This window comes from Klebsiella sp. C349492 (genome assembly GCF_042055345.1).
Classification (GTDB): Bacteria; Pseudomonadota; Gammaproteobacteria; order Enterobacterales; family Enterobacteriaceae; genus Klebsiella; species Klebsiella scottii.
In genome coordinates, this window is the sequence record NZ_JANQCE010000003.1 from 205,590 (window position 1) to 222,099 (window position 16,510).

Genomic DNA, 16,510 nt, shown 5'->3' on the forward strand with positions numbered 1-16,510 from the left:
CCGCCGAACCCATTCGGCTTATCCGTCGCCAGCGGGCGGGTGGGCCGAAGGGCTATTCATCTACCGGGGTTATGTATTACGCTGCATGCCGAAGAAAACGCGTCTCCGGTAAACCTGGCTTAAGGAGCCCCACCATGTCCGAAGCGGATATGTTACACAGCGCTGAATTAGAAATCCGCGAAGCCCTGCCCGATGATGCTCACGCCATCGCCGCGCTGTACGTCTGGCACGTGCTGAACGGGCGCGCCTCCTTTGAGGATATTCCCCCCACCGTCGACGAAATGCGCAAGCGGATTAAAACCGTACGCGACAACGGGCTGCCGTGGCTGGTGGCGCTGTGGCGTGGGAGCATTGTCGGCTACTGCTACGCCACCTTTTACCGCCCTCGCCCCGCCTATCGCTACACCCTCGAAGAGTCGATTTACGTCGAGTCGGGCATGGGCGGGCGCGGTATCGGCAGCGCCCTGCTGTCACAGTTGATCGCGAAGTGCGAACAGGGTCCGTGGCGGCAAATGCTGGCTATTATCGGCGACGGGCACAATAACGCCGGCTCGCTGGCGATCCACAAAAAATTTGGCTTTAGCGTGGCAGGCCAGCTGCGCAGCGTGGGCTACAAGATGGGCGACTGGCGGGATACGTTAATTATGCAGCGTCGGCTTGGCGACGGCGACCTGACGATCCCGGAGTAGCTTCTGGCGAAAACCGGGAGCGGCGCTTGCGCAGAGCGCGCAAAAGCGCCAGTCCGGGAAATTCCCCGAACTGGCCGCTTATTATGGCCGAGTTTGGGGGCCGATTAGTCGTTCTGCGCGGTCTGCGCGCCGCCTTTCAGCATCGCATCCGCCATCTGCGCTTCGCGCTGCTTTTTATAGCTCAGAGCAGAAGCCGGCACCGGCATCACCTTCCCGGTTTCAATCCACGTCCGCAGACGGCTGGCGTCGGCAAAGTGCGTATATTTGCCAAAGGCGTCCATCACCACCAGCGCCACCGGGCGCTGATTAATCACCGTGCGCATGATCAGGCAGTGGCCCGCAGCGTTGGTAAAGCCGGTTTTGGTCAGCTGAATATTCCAGTTATCGCGATACACCAGATGGTTGGTGTTGCGGAACGGCAGCGTGTAGGCCGGCTGGGCGAAAGTGGCCATATCCTCTTTGGTGGTGCTCAGCTGACCAATCAGCGGATACTGCTCGGTCGCAATCAGCAGCTTAGTCAGATCGCGCGCGGTCGAGACGTTATGGATCGACAGGCCGGTCGGCTCGACGTAGCGGGTATGGGTCATGCCCAGCGCCTGCGCCTTGGCGTTCATCGCGCGAATAAAGGCGTCATAGCCGCCGGGGTAATGGTGAGCGAGGCTCGCGGCGGCGCGGTTTTCCGAAGACATCAGCGCCAGCAGCAGCATGTTACGGCGGCTGATTTGGCTGTTCAGGCGCACGCGTGAATAGATGCCCTTCATTTCGGGGGTGTGGCTGATGTCCACGCTCAGCATCTCGTCCAGCGGCAGATGGGCATCAAGTACCACCATGGCGGTCATCACTTTGGTGATGGAGGCCATCGGGCGAACCAGATCCGGCTGGCTCTGGTAGACAATTTTTTTACTCGCAAGATCGACAATCATCGCGCTACCGGAAGCGATATCCGGCTGCATGGCGTGAACGGTCGCGGGGGTTTTTGCTATCGCCTGGGGCGCAAAAGGAACAGCCAGTAGCAAAGTCAGGCTGAGCAAAGAAACTCGAAATTTCGGCATGGTGAACATTCTGAAAAGTATTTTTGCACGTTATACACGTACGCTGCGCCGCTGAATCAAAAACGACGCTGGCAAAAGCCATCATACCGCGCCACAGCAGCGCCTGGCTAATAAGAATAGTGAGCAAATGCTGCATTGCCAGCATAAAAATCCATTTATGCTGGCAATGTATGTTGTTAGAAAAGCCGGTAACCATATCCCCAGAGGATAACGGTTATCGCCAGCAGCACTTCCAGCACCAGCACCCCGATTGCGAGGGTGGAGCTGGCAAAGCTTAGCCCCTCTTCACGATTAATACTCAGGAAGGTTGGGATCCCGAGATAGAGCAGATAGCCGGTGTAGAACAGCGCCACCGTGCCGACAAACGCGCATAGCCACACCAGCGGATAGAGCGCCACGATCCCGCTTAGAAACAGCGGCGTAGCGACATAGCCGGCAAACACCATGCAGCGTTTTAGCGAAGGTCGCTGCGGATAGCTTCTCGCCATCCACCAGATAACCCGCCCCATCACCGCCACCCCGGCCAGCATCACGGCATAAAACAGCACCGCTAAGGCCAGCCCGGTGAACAACGACGGTTTTATCACGGTGCCATCGCCGAAGTTCCAGCCCAGCTGCGTGGTACCAATAAACGCGCAGATAACCGGAACCGCCGCCATGATCAGCACGTGGTGCGTGTAGTGATGCGAAATCGTTTCGTTTTCGCTCTTGATAACGCTCATCTCTTGATTCGGATGAGAGAAAAGTCCCCAGACATGGTTCATAGCGTCCCCCTTGTCACGGCCTCGTACAGCAGTGATACAAGTATAATTCACCCTGAGAGATTATTTTATGTACAGCGATAAAAAGGCACTTAACCTTATTTTAAGCGCCAGGGTGTATGCTTAGGCTTTAGGATAAATACGTCGCGTCATTCAGGATGGTTAAGACTGGCGGCCGGGTCTGGCACAGGCCACGCGCCAGCGTTAGCTGAAGGATGCCGCGCGGAGGGAGAATTTTTTGTATGGATATCAATAACCTGATTTCCCATTATGGTTACGCTGCGCTGGTCATCGGCAGCATAGCGGAAGGCGAAACTATCACCCTCCTTGGCGGAGTGGCGGCGCATCAGGGCTTATTGAAGTTTCCGCTAGTGGTCATCTCCGTAGCGCTTGGCGGGATGATCGGCGATCAGCTACTGTATCTGCTGGGCAGGCGCTTTGGCGGCCGGCTGCTGCGACGCTTTTCCCGCCAGCAGGCGCGGATCCGTAAGGCGCAGCGCATGATCCAGCGCCGCCCCTATCTGTTCGTCATCGGGACGCGCTTTATGTACGGTTTTCGCATCATCGGGCCGCTGCTGATCGGCGCCAGCCGCCTGCCGCCGAAGGTCTTTCTGCCGCTCAATATCCTGGGAGCGATTGTCTGGGCGCTGCTATTTACCACGCTCGGCTATCTGGGGGGAGAAGCCATTGGCCCGTGGCTGCATCATCTTGACGGCCATCTCAAGCATGCGATCTGGCTGATTCTCGCGGTTGTGCTGGCGATCGCCGCGCACTGGTGGCTAAAGCGCCGCGAGGCGCAAAGGAAAGAGTAAGCGGCCACCTCGGCCAGCGTCGTCGCCGGGGAAAAGAGGATTACTTCGCGGCCTGGCGATAGCCGCCGCCCAGCGCGGAGGTCAGCTGAATGCTGGCGTCGAGCCACTGGCCGTGCAGGCGAAGCGCGGAAATCCGCTCTTCGAGCGCCGGCAGCTTCGCCATGCTCACTTTCGAACCCGGCAGAAGCCCGGCATTCATCCGCTCCTGCGCCAGATCCACCATCCGCCGGGCGTCTTTTTCGACCTGCTGCTGCTGCTGGTTTTTCTCCATCAGGGTCTCAACCTGGCTTGCCGCCTTCGCCACCTGGTTCACCGCGTCAACGACCGCTTTATTGTACTTTGCCACCGACAGCTTGTTCTGCTCGCTGACGATATCCAGGCTGGCGTTCAGGCGACCGCTATCAAAGATCGGCAGCGTCAGGCCCGCTGAGAGCCCCATCTGCTGCGCCGAATGGCGGAACAGATCGCTTAAGTGCAGGGCATCCTGCTGCAGGAAGCCCATCAGGTTAATATCCGGATAGAATGCCGCTTTCGCCGCATCCACCTCGCTTAAAGAGGCTTCGATATACCAGTGCGCCTCCTGCAGGTCCGGGCGGCGCGCCAGCAGCTCGTAGCCCAGCTCGCCCGGCATTTGCGTGCTGACGGCGGGCAAAGGGGCCGGGCGGAGGTTCAGCCCCTGGCTCTGGCCGTTGGTCAAGGCCATCAGACGCGCCTCAATCTCCTTCATGCTGCCGGCCACATCGGCCAGATGCTGATCGGTTTTACTGACGTTGATATCGTTCTGCGCCCCTTCGACCGAGTTGGTGATCCCGCGCTGGTACAGCGACCGATCGACGCTGACGATATTGTTCTGCTCATCCTTCAGCTGCCGCAGCACCTCCTTCACCGCCGCCTCGGTCTGCCACTGCCAGTAGAGCCGCGCCACGCTGCTGGCCAGCAGCTCCCGGGTTTGCGCCTGCTCGGCCATCTGAGCCTTCACTTCGCCGATGCGGGCCTTTACCAGCGCGCGATTTTTACCCCACAGATCCAGGTCCCAGCCCGCCGTCAGGCCGAAGGTGCCGTTGGTGTACCACGGCCCGGTATTGCCATCGGTATCGGTAGCAAAAGGGCCCATCAGCCCCTCTGAGGACATTTTCTGCCGCTCAACGTTGGCGGAAAAATCCATCTCCGGGCCAAGGTTGGCCTGCGACATACGCGCCTGGGCTTCCGCCAGCCTGATGCGCCGATCGGCTATTTGCATATCCGGCGCGTTGGCTAAGGCTCGCTGAATCAGGCCGTTCAGCTGCGGATCGCGGTAATCCTGCCACCAGTTCTCCTGCGGCCAGCCGTTTTTCACGCTGGCAGGCAGCTCCGTAGCCACATGGGATGCAGGAGTCTGCTGCAGCTGCGGGGCGCCGGTATCGTGTGACGGCGCGCAGCCAGCCAGCGCAATGACCAGGGGCAGCCCGGCGAGGACGCGTTTGCTCGGATTCAGGTTCATGAGATAGGTCAGATGACTTAATAGGGTCGGTTATAATAAGTTAATCGCCCTCGCGCCGTTAAGTAAAGCGTGTGGCCAGCCAAATCAGATGGTTAAAATTAGATAAATGAATTCACGGAGTGAACATGAGCCAGAATATTTACGACGATCCGCGCTTTTTCGCCGGATACGCGACCCTCGACCGTTCGGTAAAGGGCCTTGACGGCGCGCCCGAGTGGGCCGCCATTCAGCAGATGCTGCCGCCTTTATCCGGCCTGCGGGTCGTCGATCTCGGCTGTGGCTACGGCTGGTTCTGCCGCTGGGCTCGCGATCGCGGGGCGGCGCAGGTGAGCGGACTGGATTTATCCAACCGCATGCTCGACCGCGCGCGCGAAATGAGCGTGGGTCAGGATATTGACTACCGCTGCACCGATCTGCAAACGCTGACGCTGCCCGCCAACAGCTGCGAACTGGTCTATAGCTCGCTGGCCCTGCACTATCTTCCCCAGGTGGCCCCGCTGTTCGCCACCGTTTATCAGGCGTTAACCGCCGGCGGCACGCTGGTGTTTTCCGCCGAACATCCGGTCTATACCGCGCCGCTGCGTCAGGGCTGGCAGGAAGATGCCGATGGGCAAAAAAGCTGGCCGGTCAGCCACTATCAGCAGGAGGGTGAGCGCATCAGCAACTGGTTTGCCGATGGGGTAAAAAAACAGCACCGCAAGCTCGCCAGCTGGATAAACCTGCTGATTGCCGCCGGCTTCGTGATTGAGCATCTCGACGAGTGGGGGCCGACGGCGGAGCAAATTGCCGCCCAGCCGGGCCTCGATGAAGAAAAAGAACGGCCGATGATCTTTTTACTGCGCGCGCGTAAACCGGCGTAACCGGCAGGCGGCCCGGCGCGTGCGGGCCGCGAGCGGCTTACTCTTTCAAACTACCGCCGTTGCTGGCAATGACCTCTTTGTACCAGTAAAAGCTCTTCTTCCTGCTGCGCGCCAGCGTCCCCTTTCCCTGGTCGTCACGATCGACGTAAATAAAACCGTAGCGTTTGGAGAGTTCGGCCTTCGAGGCGCTCACCAGGTCGATTGGCCCCCAGCTGGTGTAGCCCATCAGCTCGACGCCGTCGTCGATAGCCTCCCGCACCTGCAGGAGATGATCGTTCAGGTAGGCGATCCGGTAGTCATCATTAATGCTGCCGTCGGCTTCAACCTTATCTTTCGCGCCGAGGCCATTTTCAACGATAAACAGCGGCTTTTGATAGCGATCCCACAGGACGTTAAGCAGCGTACGCAGGCCCAGCGGGTCGATTTGCCAGCCCCACTCCGAGCTCGCCAGGTGCGGGTTGGGCACCATGCTGAGAATGTTGCCGCGCGCCTTTTTATTCAGCTCTTCATCGGCGGTCACGCAGCCGGTCATATAGTAGCTAAAGGAGATAAAATCGACGGTCTCTTTCAGCGCCGCGCGGTCGGCGTCGGTTATCTCAAGGCTGATATCCTGCTCGCGGAAATAGCGCAGCATATAGCCCGGATAGGCGCCACGGCACTGCACGTCGCCGAAGAACTGCCAGCTGCGGTTCTGCTGCAGGGTTTCAAAGATATCTTCAGGACGGCAGCTGAGCGGATACATCAGGCCGCCGAGCAGCATATTGCCGATCTTCCCGTCTTCGACTATCTCGTGGCAGGCCTTAACCGCCAGCGCGCTTGCTACCAGCTGATGATGTATCGCCTGGTAGACCGCCGCTTTGCTGCTGCCTTCCGGCAGGCCGACCCCGGTCATCGGCGCATGCAGGGACATGTTGATTTCGTTAAAGGTTAGCCACAGCTTGACCTTATGCTGATAGCGGGAAAACACCGTGCGCGCATAGCGCTCAAAGAAGCCGATAACCTCGCGGCCGCCCCAGCCGCCGTAGTTTTTCACCAGCGCCCACGGCATTTCGTAATGCGACAGCGTCACCAGCGGAGTGATGTTGTGCTGCGCCAGCTCATCAAACAACCGGTCATAGAAGGCCAGTCCGGCTTCGTTCGCTTCGCTATCATCGCCGTTGGGGAAAATACGCGTCCAGGCAATCGACACCCGCAGGCAGTTAAAGCCCATCTCCGCGAACAGGCTGATATCTTCCGGGTAGCGGTGGTAGAAATCGATGGCGATATCTTTGATGCCGCTGTCGCCGGCAGCGCGCTCAACCACGTCGCCGAATACGCCGTGCGGCTGGACATCTGACGTGGATAACCCTTTCCCCTCTTCCAGATACGCCCCTTCCACCTGGTTTGCCGCAGTCGCGCCGCCCCATAAAAACGTTTTTGGGAATGTCTTCATCTCTCTCTCCTGTGATTAATGGCTGACGGACAGCAGCGGCTGGCCCGCGTCAACCACGCTGCCAGATACAATATCAACGCTGCGATAGCCGTCGCTGTTACTGATAATTATCGGGGTAGCCAGGTCATAGCCGGCATCCAGAATCGCCTGGCGATCGAACTCAAGCAGCAGGTCGCCGGCCTTCACCTTATCCCCTTCTTTCACGTGGGCGGTAAAGGGCGCGCCGTTAAGCTTAACGGTGTCGATACCGACATGGATCAGCAGTTCAATTCCGCCGTCGCTGAGTAAGCCAATCGCGTGTTTGGTCTGAAATAAAGAGGCCACTTCGCCAGAGAACGGGGCGATGACCTTGCCGGTGGCGGGAATAATCGCCACCCCCTGCCCCAGCAGGCCGCTGGCGAAGGTGCCGTCGGGAACCTGATCCAGCGCCAGAACGCTGCCGGACATCGGCGCCAGAATATCGTTTTCGCCTGCCGGAGCGGTGACGACAGCGGCCTGCTCCTCGCGACTCTTCGGCAGCCCGGCGACAAAGGTCAGCGCGCAGGAGATAACCAGCGCGGCAACCATACCGATCGCGCCGCCCCACAGGGTGGCGTCAATGCCCTGCGGCGGGATCATCTGCGCAAGGGTGAAAATGTTGGCAAAGCCGAAGGAGTAAACGTGGCTGTCGCTGAAACCGACAATCGCCCCGCCGATCGCCCCGGCCACGCAGCCGAAGATAAACGGGCGGCGCAGCGGCAGGTTCAGGCCATAGATCGCCGGTTCGGTGATGCCAAAAATCCCCGCGGAGATAGCCGACCCGGCCAATACTTTTTGCCGCGCATCGCGGGTGCGCAGGAAAATCCCCAACGCAGCCCCCACCTGCCCCATCACCGCCGGCAGCAGCATCGGCATCATCGAATCCTGACCTAGCACCGTCAGGTTGTTGATCATCAGCGGGATCAGCCCCCAGTGCAGACCAAAGATCACGCACACCTGCCACAGCGCGCCCATTGCGGCTCCTGCCAGCCACGGCGCAACCGCGTAGATAATCTGGTAACCGTGGGCCAGCAGCTGGCTCAGCCAGGTGGCAACCGGGCCGATAGCCAGGAAGGTGAGCGGCACCACCACCGCCAGGCAAATGGCCGGGGTGAAGAAGTTTTTCATCGATGACGGCAGCACCGCGTTACTGCGTCGCTCCAGCCAGCAGCTGGCCCACGAGGCGAGAATTATCGGAATAACCGACGAGCTGTAGTTGATAAAGGTCACCGGTATGCCGAGGAAATGCGCCGCGCCGGCCCCCGACGCCTGGCTGGCGTCAAAAGCCTGAATCATGAGCGGGTGGGTTAACGCCCCGCCGATAACCATAGTGATAAACGGATTGCCGCCAAATTTTTTACCGGCGGTATAGCCTAAAAAGAGCGGGAAGAAGAAGAACAGCGCGTCGCTGGCGGCAAACCAGATCTGATACGTTGCCTGCTGCGGAGTCAGCCAGCCGCACACGACCGCCAGCGCCAGCATCCCCTTGAGGATCCCCGACGCCGCCAGGACGCCGATAAACGGAGTGAAGATGCCGGACACCACATCAATAACCTGGCCGAGAATCGAGGTTTTTTCCCCTGTTTCCGCCACCGGCTCGCTATCGTCGGTCAGCCCGGCTTCGCTGCGAACCGCCTGCCAGACGTCGTGGACATGATTGCCGATCACCACCTGAAACTGACCGCCGCTTTCGACCACCATAATGACGCCCGGATTCATCTTCAGCCCTTCCGCGTCCGCTTTTTTATTCTCTTTAAGCTTAAAGCGCAGCCGTGTAGCGCAGTGAACCAGACTCACTATATTCGCTTTGCCACCAACCCGGCTAAGAATATCCTGCGCGAGTGCTTTATATTCCATGCTGTTTTCCTTGACTTCAGCTGCCCGCAGGCAGCCCGTGACTGAGTGTTAAAATAAAAAAAACCCGAGAACAACGCCGGATGGCGTCGCGCTCAGGTTTTGCCTGCGTTATGCAGTAACAATCCAATTTTTGGTCGCTGGGGGCTAACGCCCCTCTTTTCTTACCCGTTCAATATGAATGGCAAGAAACATAATCTCTTCCGTCGTCAGCTGCCGCTGATAGCTTTTCTGCAGATGTCGGGCCACGGTTTCCGCACACTTCCACGCCTTGGCGTAGTTGTCCTTCACCGCGCTGTGCAGCGTCACGTCATCATCTTCCACCACCGTGCGGGTCAGCATCCGCTGGGCAAAAAACTTCAGATGAGTGACAAAGCGCTGGTAGCTTAACGACTCTTCGTCATAATTCAGCTGCAGCTGATACTTCACCAGTTGCAGAATTTCCTGCATCACCCGGGTGACGTGCATCACTTCCGGCATTTCGCTGTTGAGCTGGGCGGTGACCAGATGCAGGGCTATAAACCCGGCCTCGTCTTCGGCCAACTCGACGCCGAGCCGCCGGGCAATAATCGCCCGCGCCTCCTGCCCCAGCTCAAACTCTTTCGGATACAGCCGCTTAATTTCCCACAGCAGGACGTTGCGGATGGTCACGCCGTTTTTCTGCCGTTCAATGGCGAAGTGGCAGTGATCGGTCAGGGTGATATACAGGCTCTCCTGCAGTTTGCCCAGCCGCCCGCGCGCCAGCTCAATAATTCGGTCGCAGGTGGTCATCACTTCCAGCGGTATCTGACTGAGCAACTCTCCTAAACGGCCGACCAGCTCATCGCTCTGCAGCGCGAAGACCTTTTCAATTTTACTTTCATCCAGCGAGTCACCGACGCGTTTCTGAAAGGCGAGCCCTCGCCCCATCACCACCTGCTCGCGCTGCTGCTCGTCGAGAATAACCACCACATTGTTATTAAGAACTTTGGCGATTTGCATATGAACCCCGGAAACAAAAAAACCTGACTCCCGACAGATGCCAGGAAATCAGGTTTTGCCTGCCTAAGCAGTAGCAATCCAACTCCCGCACTGTAGCAACTTCTTTCTTTGTCTCAACTGCCCAGGCGGAAAAACGTGATACAGATCGCGACTAATAGCGTATCGCCGCGGCGTTTTTTAGAAGGTCACCACCGTTTTCCACTCCACCACCCACGCATCCTGGGTCTCGGCGACGCCGCCGGGACGGTGCCAGTACTGCAGGCCGGGCTGCAGCTCAAGCCAGGAAAGCGGGCGGAAGCGGTAATAGAGTTCGGCGTTCAGCGAATGTCCGGCAACCGGCTGATAGCTGGCATCATAGTAGTCCGTGGCGCCGCTGATTTGGTTCATATAGCGCTGATTGCGCGCGTAGCTATCGCTCATATCCATCCAGGTCAGGCCAAAGCCGATCCAGTCCGCCGGTCGGGCGTCAAACAGGCCGCGATAGCGCATCGAGGCGGCCACGGCGGTATGGATGTAGTTGCTGCGCTGGTCGCTATAGCTGCCGCTCAGCGACAGGCTCATCCCGCGGTCAGGATCGTCGGCGTGCCGGGTTACCTGTTGGTTCATGCCGCCATACAGGAACCAGGTCCGGTTATGCTGCGCGTAGCCTTCGGGGTCCGTCGCGCCGGGGCCGCCGGATTTCCCGTAATATAAATCGCTCTGCGGCGCGTTGGTGAACAGCACGCCGAGGTTATACGCGCCCGACAGACCGTTAATCGTCGGACGAGCCTCAATCTCCAGCGGCAGCAGCACGCCTTTACTGCCCTTCGTAGACCAGCTCCACGCATGGCTGCGGGAAGCTGCCTGCGGGTTCTGCTCCATCACTCCCCCTTTCAGGGTGAGCGTCGGCATCAGCTTATATTCGAAGGTGGTCCCCCAGGTATGCACGTTCCAGTTATTCCACGTCAGCGAGTTGGCGGATTTACCGCCGCACTGCGAGAGCAGCTGGAAGTCGCAGGGAATGATCTGATCGAACGTTTGCACTTTGTTCATCATGCCGATTCGCCAGGTCAGGCGCCGGTCGTCAAAGCTGCGGGCAAAGGTTAGCCAGCCGAGGCGGGTAATGGACTGCCCGCCCCAGCTCTCCTGGGAGAGATCGTTAAAGTTAACCCGCGGATCCTGCAGCCGTTTGGTGGTCAGATTATCGTTGTGGTTGCGGTTCACGATATTACCTTCGATGCGTGCGTCCGGGATCCCGGTCCAGCGCTCAAGATCCTGGTTAAAGGTCAGCGCAACCTGGTCGATATAGGCCATATGCTTATCATGGTTGTAGCCGCCGCCGGCGTTATAGCCCATTTCATTGAGATAACCGAGGTTATAATTAAACCCACGATCCTCAAGTATCGGGCGAATCCCAAACATATCACCGAGCAGGCCTTTTTGCGGGCTTTCAAAACCTAATACGGTACCGTTCCACGGCGGCGTTTCGGCAGCCAACGCCGCCGGCGTCAATAGTGAAAATGCCAGTAAAGATAGCAGGCGATTTATTTTTTGGTCATTCATAGATATATCCAACCTGACTGAGTAGGAGTAATAGCTGTCCGCAGGCAATAACTTTGCCCGTTTTTATTTTATTTTTTTATTTTTGGAGAAAGGGGCGTTGTCGGTCATTAAACCGCTTAGCCGCATCGCACCTTTATTTACAACTCATTGTTTTATTTAATAATTAAACTCCCCATAAATTGAAGGCAAAAAAAAACCTAAGCACTCCCCACCACGGATGGCGGAAGTGCTTAGGTTTTGCCTGTAATCAGTAGCAACCCTGAATATTAGAACTGCACACTATCACTCTCTTTATGAAATTCCCATCAGCAGAAACTTCCTGAGTAATAATTTGTGAGCGAATTAACAATCCTGAGATTAATAACGGGCAATAGCGGCGGCAATCTCAGCAGAGGTTTTTAGGGTGCGAATCTCATTAAATACCTCCAGCGCTTCAGTATATTCTTTACGTAAATAGCTGAGCCACTGCTTGATACGCGCCACGTGATACAGGCCGGTATCGCCCTGCTTTTCCAGACGGGTATATTTCTGGAGCAGCAGCACGACCTGCGGCCACGGCATCCGCGGTTCGTTGTATTTTATCACCCGGCTCAAATTCGGCACGTTAAGCGCTCCCCGGCCAATCATCACCGAGTCGCAGCCGGTGGCCGCCAGGCACTCCTGCGCGCTTTGCCAGTCCCAGATTTCGCCGTTGGCCACCACCGGGATCGTCAGGCGGCGGCGGATTTCGCCGATCGCCTGCCAGTTGATGCTCTCCGCCTTATAGCCCTCTTCTTTGGTTCGCCCGTGAACCACCAGCTCGCTGGCGCCCGCCTGCTGTACGGCATCGGCAATTTCAAACCGCCGCCCGGAGCTGTCCCAGCCGAGGCGCACTTTTACCGTCACCGGCAGGTGGTCAGGCACCGCTTCACGCATGGCCTTCGCGCCGCGATAAATCAGCTCCGGGTCCTTCAGCAGCGTCGCGCCGCCGCCGCTGCCGTTAACCAGCTTTGACGGGCAGCCGCAGTTCAGGTCAACGCCCCACGAGCCGAGCTCCACCGCCCGGGCGGCGTTCTCCGCCAGCCACTGCGGATATTGCCCGAGCAGCTGCACGCGCACGCGGGTTCCGGAAGGCGTCCGGCTGTGGTGATGCAGCTCCGGGCAGAGCCTGTAAAACGATTTTGCCGGCAGCAGCTGGTCCACCACGCGCAAAAACTCGGTGATGCAAAGATCGTAATCGTTGACTTCGGTCAGCAGCTCGCGCACCAGCGAATCGAGCACGCCTTCCATCGGCGCCAGTAATACCCGCATATTGTTATTCATTGCCCGGAAAAAAAGAGGCGCTATGTTAGCGCCTCTACGTGCCGGTTGAAAGGGCCCCGTGCGGGTTTTCCCGCCCCTCGTTGCGCAGGCTACGGCCCGCGGCCTGCGCTAGCGCGGCTGCAGGCAGTTATCCTCCTTCCAGCCGTACAGCCACTCGATGCCGCGATAGAACTCAGCCTGGGTTTTGCCCTTCCACAGCAGGTTGCGTACCTGGCGCTCGACGCCTGCGGCATGGTAGATCCGCCCCATTTCGCGGGTTGACCAGACGATGCGCGCGGTGCGCGGAATTCGAACCGACTCATACAGCGCAAACGCGCGGGCGGCATCGCCGTCGCAGTGCGCCAGCGCCTTGCCAAGCGTGACCGCATCCTCCAGCGCCATGCAGGCGCCCTGGGCCATATACTGCGCCACCGGATGGGCCGCGTCGCCTACCAGGGTGATACGTTCATTGCCCCATTTATCGACCGGCTCGCGATCGGCGGTGGACCAGCGGCGCCACGACGTGGGTTTGTCCAGCATCTGCCTCGGGCGCGGATGGATCCCCTGAAAATAGGAGAGCACCTCCTCTTTGCTGCCGTCGCGTACGCCCCACTCCTCCTCCTGGCGGCTGTGGAACGTCACCACCAGGTTGTACTGTTTGCCGCCGCGCAGCGGGTAGTGCACCAGATGGCAGTGCGGCCCGGCCCACAGCACCGGCGCGTTGATCCGCAAATCATCCGGCATATCCGCCGCTTCAACCACCGCCCGGTAAACCACGTGGCCGGTGACCCGCGGCGCATCATCCAGCAGGCTCTGGCGGACCACCGACTTCACGCCGTCGCAGCCAATCAGGATATCCGCACTCCAGCCGTTGCCGCGATCGTCAAATACCGTCACCTCGTCGGCGCTCTGGCGGATATCGACCACCTGCGTTGAGGTGCGGTACTCCACGTCGGGATGGGTTAACGCCGCTTCCCAGACGGTGGCATGAATATCTGCCCGATGGATAACCGCGTAGGGGCCGCCAAAATGATCGCGGAAAGCCTGCCCGGTTTTAATCTGCACCACCTCTTCGCCATTCACCGCATCCATCATGGTGATGTGATCGGTGAAGACGGCGCGCTGGCGGGCTATTTCGCCCACGCCCAGGCTATCCAGCGCAGAAAAGGCGTTGGGGCCAAGCTGGATGCCGGCGCCAATTTCGCCGATTTCATGGGCCTTCTCCAGCAGCATCACCTTGATGCCCTGGCGCGCCAGCGAGAGCGCGGTCGCCGCGCCGCCAATTCCGCCACCGACAATGATTGCTCGCGTTACTTTCGCCATACTCAGCCCCCTAGGCCGGAATTTTGTCTTGTTGATTTTCCGGCGCGGCGGCGATAAACGCCGGAAGCCGGGTACAGGCGTCATAGACCGCCTGGCAGCGCGGATAGTGGCTCAGATCGCAGCCCATGCGCTGGGCGTTGGCCCACTGCGGCACCAGGCAGCAGTCGGCCAGCGTCGGCGTCTCGCCTACGCAAAAGACGCCGGACCGGGAGTGCCGCAGCAGCTGCTCCACCGCGCTGAGCCCCTGCTGGACCCAGTGCGCATACCAGCGCTGTTTGTCCTCTTCGCTCACCTTCAGCTCATCGCTAAGGTAGCGCAAAACGCGCATGTTATTAATCGGATGAATATCGCAGGCGATAGCGTAGACGATCTCCAGCACCCGCATCCGCGCGGGGTCCTGCAGGGGCAACAGCGGCGCCTGCGGATAGCGCCGGTCGAGCCAGTCGGCGATCGCCAGCGACTGGCCCAGGGATTCGCCCTCGTCGGTCATCAGCGTAGGCACCAGCCCCACCGGATTCAGCCGCCGGTATTCGAGGGCGTTTTGCTGGCCGATACGAATATTGACGCCCACGCTCTGGTAGTCGATCCCCTTCAGAGCCAGGGCGATACGCACCCGGTATGAAGCGGAGCTATTGAAAAAACTGTACAGCTTCATCACTCACCTCATACCACGCGGACGGCAATGGGCGTCAGTCCATCCACGCCGCCGCTAATCACATCCCCTTTGACCACCGCGCCAACGCCTTCCGGGGTGCCGGTGAAGATCAGGTCGCCGGGCTGCAGTTCGAAAAAGCCTGACAGGTAGCTGATGGTTTCGTTAACCGACCAGATCAGATGGCGAATGTCGCTACGCTGGTGGTCTTCACCGTTCACCTGCAGCCAAATCTCCGCCTGATTGACCGCCACGCTATCCGCTTTGTGCAGCGGCGCCACCGGCGCGGAAAGATCGAACGCCTTGCCGATTTCCCACGGACGCCCCATCTGGCGCATTTCCATCTGGCGGTCGCGGCGGGTCATATCCAGGCCGGTCGCGTAGCCCCAGATATATTCATGGGCCTGCTCCAGCGGAATATCGCTGCCGCGCTTGCCGATCGCCACCACCAGCTCGATTTCGTAGTGGTAGTTATCCGTTTGCGGCGGATACGCTAAATCGAGGGTTTCGCCTGCGGCCACCGCAACCACCGCATCGGCCGGTTTGCAGAAGAAAAACGGCGGCTCACGGTCCGGGTCGAAGCCCATTTCACGCGCGTGAGCGGCATAGTTACGCCCCACGCAGTAGACGCGGCGCACGGGGAACAGCTCATCGCTGCCGACAACGGGAACGGTGACCGGGGCCTGGGGGGCAAAAACGTATTGAGTCATGATCGAGTCCTTATGATTAGTCGCGCGCTTCGCGGAACAGGCCGAGGGTTTCCTGAACCGGGCGATCCGAGAAGCTGAATAACACCGTCTCCTGCGTTGCGCTGAAAGAGACGCCGTGCCAGGTCGGCACCACGAAGATATCTTTCGCCTGGAAGCTGAAGGTTTGCCCGCCGACGGTGACCCGCCCGCTCCCCTCGACGACGTGGTAGATAGTGCTGTCGGTGGTTTTCGCGGTCCGCGAGCTAAAGCCTTTGGGCAGCAGCTGCAGGAAAGCGCCCATTGACGGCATCGGGTAGCCGCCGGTGACCGGGTTGACGTAGCGCATTTTGTAGCCGTCCCACTCGTCGGCAGCGCCCATTTTTGTCAATTCATGCAGCGCATCGCGGCTGCGGTCATAGCGATAGTTAAAGATCGGCGAGGAGTTGCCTACCTGGTGGCGCAGCGGCAGCATATTGGCGGCGTAGCGCGGCAGATAGTCGCCCTCTTTGCGGGTGACCGGCTGCTGATCCTCAGGGTAATCTTCGGCAAACCCGCAGCCCAGATAGTTCACCAGCGGCAAATCGAGGCCATCGAGCCAGATAACCGGCTCATCTCCCGGATTGCCGTGATCGTGCCAGCGCCACTGCGGGGTGAGAATAAAGTCGCCGGGGCGCATCGCCGTCCGCTCGCCGTCAACGGCGGTAAAGGCCCCTTCGCCTTCCACGACGAAACGCAGCGCCGACTGATTATGTCGATGGCTCGGCGCCACCTCGCCGGGCATGATCAGCTGCAAACCCGCATACAGCGAGGAGGTGATTGAGGAGTGGCCGCGCAGGGCCGGGTTCTCCAGCACCAGCACCCGACGCACCGCTTCTTTAGCGCCAATCAGCCGGCCGCTTTCCAGCAGCAGCGGGCGAATTTCCTGATAATTCCAGTAGGCCGGCGCGCAGTTGGCGTTCGGCGTTTTCGGCACCAGATGATGCAGCGACTCCCACAAAGGCGTCAGGTTCTGGCCCGAAATATGCTCGTAAAACTGCTGGCGACCGGCGGAAGCTTCCGCAGCGTGCTGAGACATGGTTGTTCT

At 59.3% G+C, this 16,510-nt stretch carries 14 protein-coding genes and 1 pseudogene; 3 read left to right on the forward strand and 12 right to left on the reverse strand.

What is annotated here, in order from left to right:
• The first annotated feature begins 134 nt into the window (after positions 1-134).
• Positions 135-689, forward strand: coding sequence for a GNAT family N-acetyltransferase (locus tag NWP14_RS13595; protein WP_041146457.1), 555 nt, complete (start codon positions 135-137; stop codon positions 687-689).
• 104 nt (positions 690-793) lie between these two features.
• Here NWP14_RS13595 and pbpG read toward each other — a convergent pair whose 3' ends face one another.
• Both pbpG and NWP14_RS13605 read right to left on the reverse strand, forming a co-directional pair.
• Positions 794-1,741, reverse strand: coding sequence for a D-alanyl-D-alanine endopeptidase (gene pbpG, locus NWP14_RS13600; RefSeq protein ID WP_095100767.1), 948 nt, complete (start codon positions 1,739-1,741; stop codon positions 794-796).
• A 176-nt stretch (positions 1,742-1,917) separates the two neighbouring features.
• On the reverse strand, positions 1,918-2,505 hold the full coding sequence (locus NWP14_RS13605; RefSeq protein WP_045855849.1) for a Yip1 family protein: 588 nt from the start codon (positions 2,503-2,505) through the stop codon (positions 1,918-1,920).
• Positions 2,506-2,744: 239 nt separating this feature from the next.
• On the opposite strand from NWP14_RS13605, the gene NWP14_RS13610 reads away from it, so the two are divergent.
• Positions 2,745-3,314 carry a DedA family protein gene (locus tag NWP14_RS13610; RefSeq protein ID WP_095100766.1) on the forward strand — a complete coding sequence of 190 codons (570 nt, stop codon included), beginning with the start codon at positions 2,745-2,747 and terminating at the stop codon, positions 3,312-3,314.
• A gap of 40 nt (positions 3,315-3,354) precedes the next feature.
• Here the strand turns inward: NWP14_RS13610 and mdtQ are convergent, their stop codons facing one another.
• Positions 3,355-4,794, reverse strand: a complete 1,440-nt coding sequence (mdtQ, locus tag NWP14_RS13615; protein ID WP_375215505.1) for a multidrug resistance outer membrane protein MdtQ — start codon at positions 4,792-4,794, stop codon at positions 3,355-3,357.
• Between the two features lie 125 nt (positions 4,795-4,919).
• Between mdtQ and NWP14_RS13620 the strand changes: the two genes are divergently transcribed.
• Positions 4,920-5,654 (forward strand): class I SAM-dependent methyltransferase, encoded by a 735-nt coding sequence (locus tag NWP14_RS13620; protein ID WP_375215506.1) that lies wholly within the window; start codon positions 4,920-4,922, stop codon positions 5,652-5,654.
• A gap of 37 nt (positions 5,655-5,691) precedes the next feature.
• Here the strand turns inward: NWP14_RS13620 and NWP14_RS13625 are convergent, their stop codons facing one another.
• From NWP14_RS13625 to gtdA, 9 genes and pseudogenes are all read right to left on the reverse strand, one after another.
• Positions 5,692-7,086 carry a 6-phospho-beta-glucosidase gene (locus NWP14_RS13625; RefSeq protein ID WP_346431015.1) on the reverse strand — a complete coding sequence of 465 codons (1,395 nt, stop codon included), beginning with the start codon at positions 7,084-7,086 and terminating at the stop codon, positions 5,692-5,694.
• Positions 7,087-7,101: 15 nt separating this feature from the next.
• Positions 7,102-9,073 (reverse strand): annotated as a pseudogene (gene bglF / locus NWP14_RS13630) (PTS beta-glucoside transporter subunit IIABC).
• Positions 9,074-9,105: 32 nt separating this feature from the next.
• Entirely contained in the window at positions 9,106-9,939 is an 834-nt protein-coding gene (gene bglG, locus NWP14_RS13635) for a transcriptional antiterminator BglG (protein WP_375215507.1), read from the reverse strand.
• 177 nt (positions 9,940-10,116) lie between these two features.
• Complete coding sequence (locus tag NWP14_RS13640) at positions 10,117-11,481, reverse strand: carbohydrate porin (RefSeq protein WP_375215508.1); 1,365 nt, start codon at positions 11,479-11,481, stop codon at positions 10,117-10,119.
• A 357-nt stretch (positions 11,482-11,838) separates the two neighbouring features.
• A complete protein-coding gene (gene dusC / locus NWP14_RS13645) occupies positions 11,839-12,771 on the reverse strand; it encodes a tRNA dihydrouridine(16) synthase DusC (protein WP_095101345.1) in 933 nt (310 codons plus the stop codon).
• Positions 12,772-12,891: 120 nt separating this feature from the next.
• Entirely contained in the window at positions 12,892-14,085 is a 1,194-nt protein-coding gene (locus tag NWP14_RS13650; protein ID WP_331834705.1) for a 3-hydroxybenzoate 6-monooxygenase, read from the reverse strand.
• A 10-nt stretch (positions 14,086-14,095) separates the two neighbouring features.
• On the reverse strand, positions 14,096-14,740 hold the full coding sequence (gene maiA, locus NWP14_RS13655; protein ID WP_375215509.1) for a maleylacetoacetate isomerase: 645 nt from the start codon (positions 14,738-14,740) through the stop codon (positions 14,096-14,098).
• An 8-nt stretch (positions 14,741-14,748) separates the two neighbouring features.
• Complete coding sequence (locus NWP14_RS13660) at positions 14,749-15,447, reverse strand: fumarylacetoacetate hydrolase family protein (protein ID WP_095100745.1); 699 nt, start codon at positions 15,445-15,447, stop codon at positions 14,749-14,751.
• A gap of 16 nt (positions 15,448-15,463) precedes the next feature.
• The gene (gene gtdA, locus NWP14_RS13665; RefSeq protein ID WP_095100743.1) at positions 15,464-16,501 is read right to left on the reverse strand and encodes a gentisate 1,2-dioxygenase; all 1,038 of its coding nucleotides are present in this window, start codon (positions 16,499-16,501) and stop codon (positions 15,464-15,466) included.
• Between the last annotated feature and the right edge of the window lie 9 nt (positions 16,502-16,510).

Excerpts from the sequence above, each read along its gene's own strand:
- NWP14_RS13595 (WP_041146457.1), top strand. The coding sequence starts at position 135 with ATGTCCGAAGCGGATATGTTACACAGCGCTGAATTAGAAATCCGCGAA.
- pbpG (WP_095100767.1), bottom strand. The coding sequence starts at position 1,741 with ATGCCGAAATTTCGAGTTTCTTTGCTCAGCCTGACTTTGCTACTGGCT.
- NWP14_RS13605 (WP_045855849.1), bottom strand. The coding sequence starts at position 2,505 with ATGAACCATGTCTGGGGACTTTTCTCTCATCCGAATCAAGAGATGAGC.
- NWP14_RS13610 (WP_095100766.1), top strand. The coding sequence starts at position 2,745 with ATGGATATCAATAACCTGATTTCCCATTATGGTTACGCTGCGCTGGTC.
- mdtQ (WP_375215505.1), bottom strand. The coding sequence starts at position 4,794 with ATGAACCTGAATCCGAGCAAACGCGTCCTCGCCGGGCTGCCCCTGGTC.
- NWP14_RS13620 (WP_375215506.1), top strand. The coding sequence starts at position 4,920 with ATGAGCCAGAATATTTACGACGATCCGCGCTTTTTCGCCGGATACGCG.
- NWP14_RS13625 (WP_346431015.1), bottom strand. The coding sequence starts at position 7,086 with ATGAAGACATTCCCAAAAACGTTTTTATGGGGCGGCGCGACTGCGGCA.
- bglG (WP_375215507.1), bottom strand. The coding sequence starts at position 9,939 with ATGCAAATCGCCAAAGTTCTTAATAACAATGTGGTGGTTATTCTCGAC.
- NWP14_RS13640 (WP_375215508.1), bottom strand. The coding sequence starts at position 11,481 with ATGAATGACCAAAAAATAAATCGCCTGCTATCTTTACTGGCATTTTCA.
- dusC (WP_095101345.1), bottom strand. The coding sequence starts at position 12,771 with ATGCGGGTATTACTGGCGCCGATGGAAGGCGTGCTCGATTCGCTGGTG.
- NWP14_RS13650 (WP_331834705.1), bottom strand. The coding sequence starts at position 14,085 with ATGGCGAAAGTAACGCGAGCAATCATTGTCGGTGGCGGAATTGGCGGC.
- maiA (WP_375215509.1), bottom strand. The coding sequence starts at position 14,740 with ATGAAGCTGTACAGTTTTTTCAATAGCTCCGCTTCATACCGGGTGCGT.
- NWP14_RS13660 (WP_095100745.1), bottom strand. The coding sequence starts at position 15,447 with ATGACTCAATACGTTTTTGCCCCCCAGGCCCCGGTCACCGTTCCCGTT.
- gtdA (WP_095100743.1), bottom strand. The coding sequence starts at position 16,501 with ATGTCTCAGCACGCTGCGGAAGCTTCCGCCGGTCGCCAGCAGTTTTAC.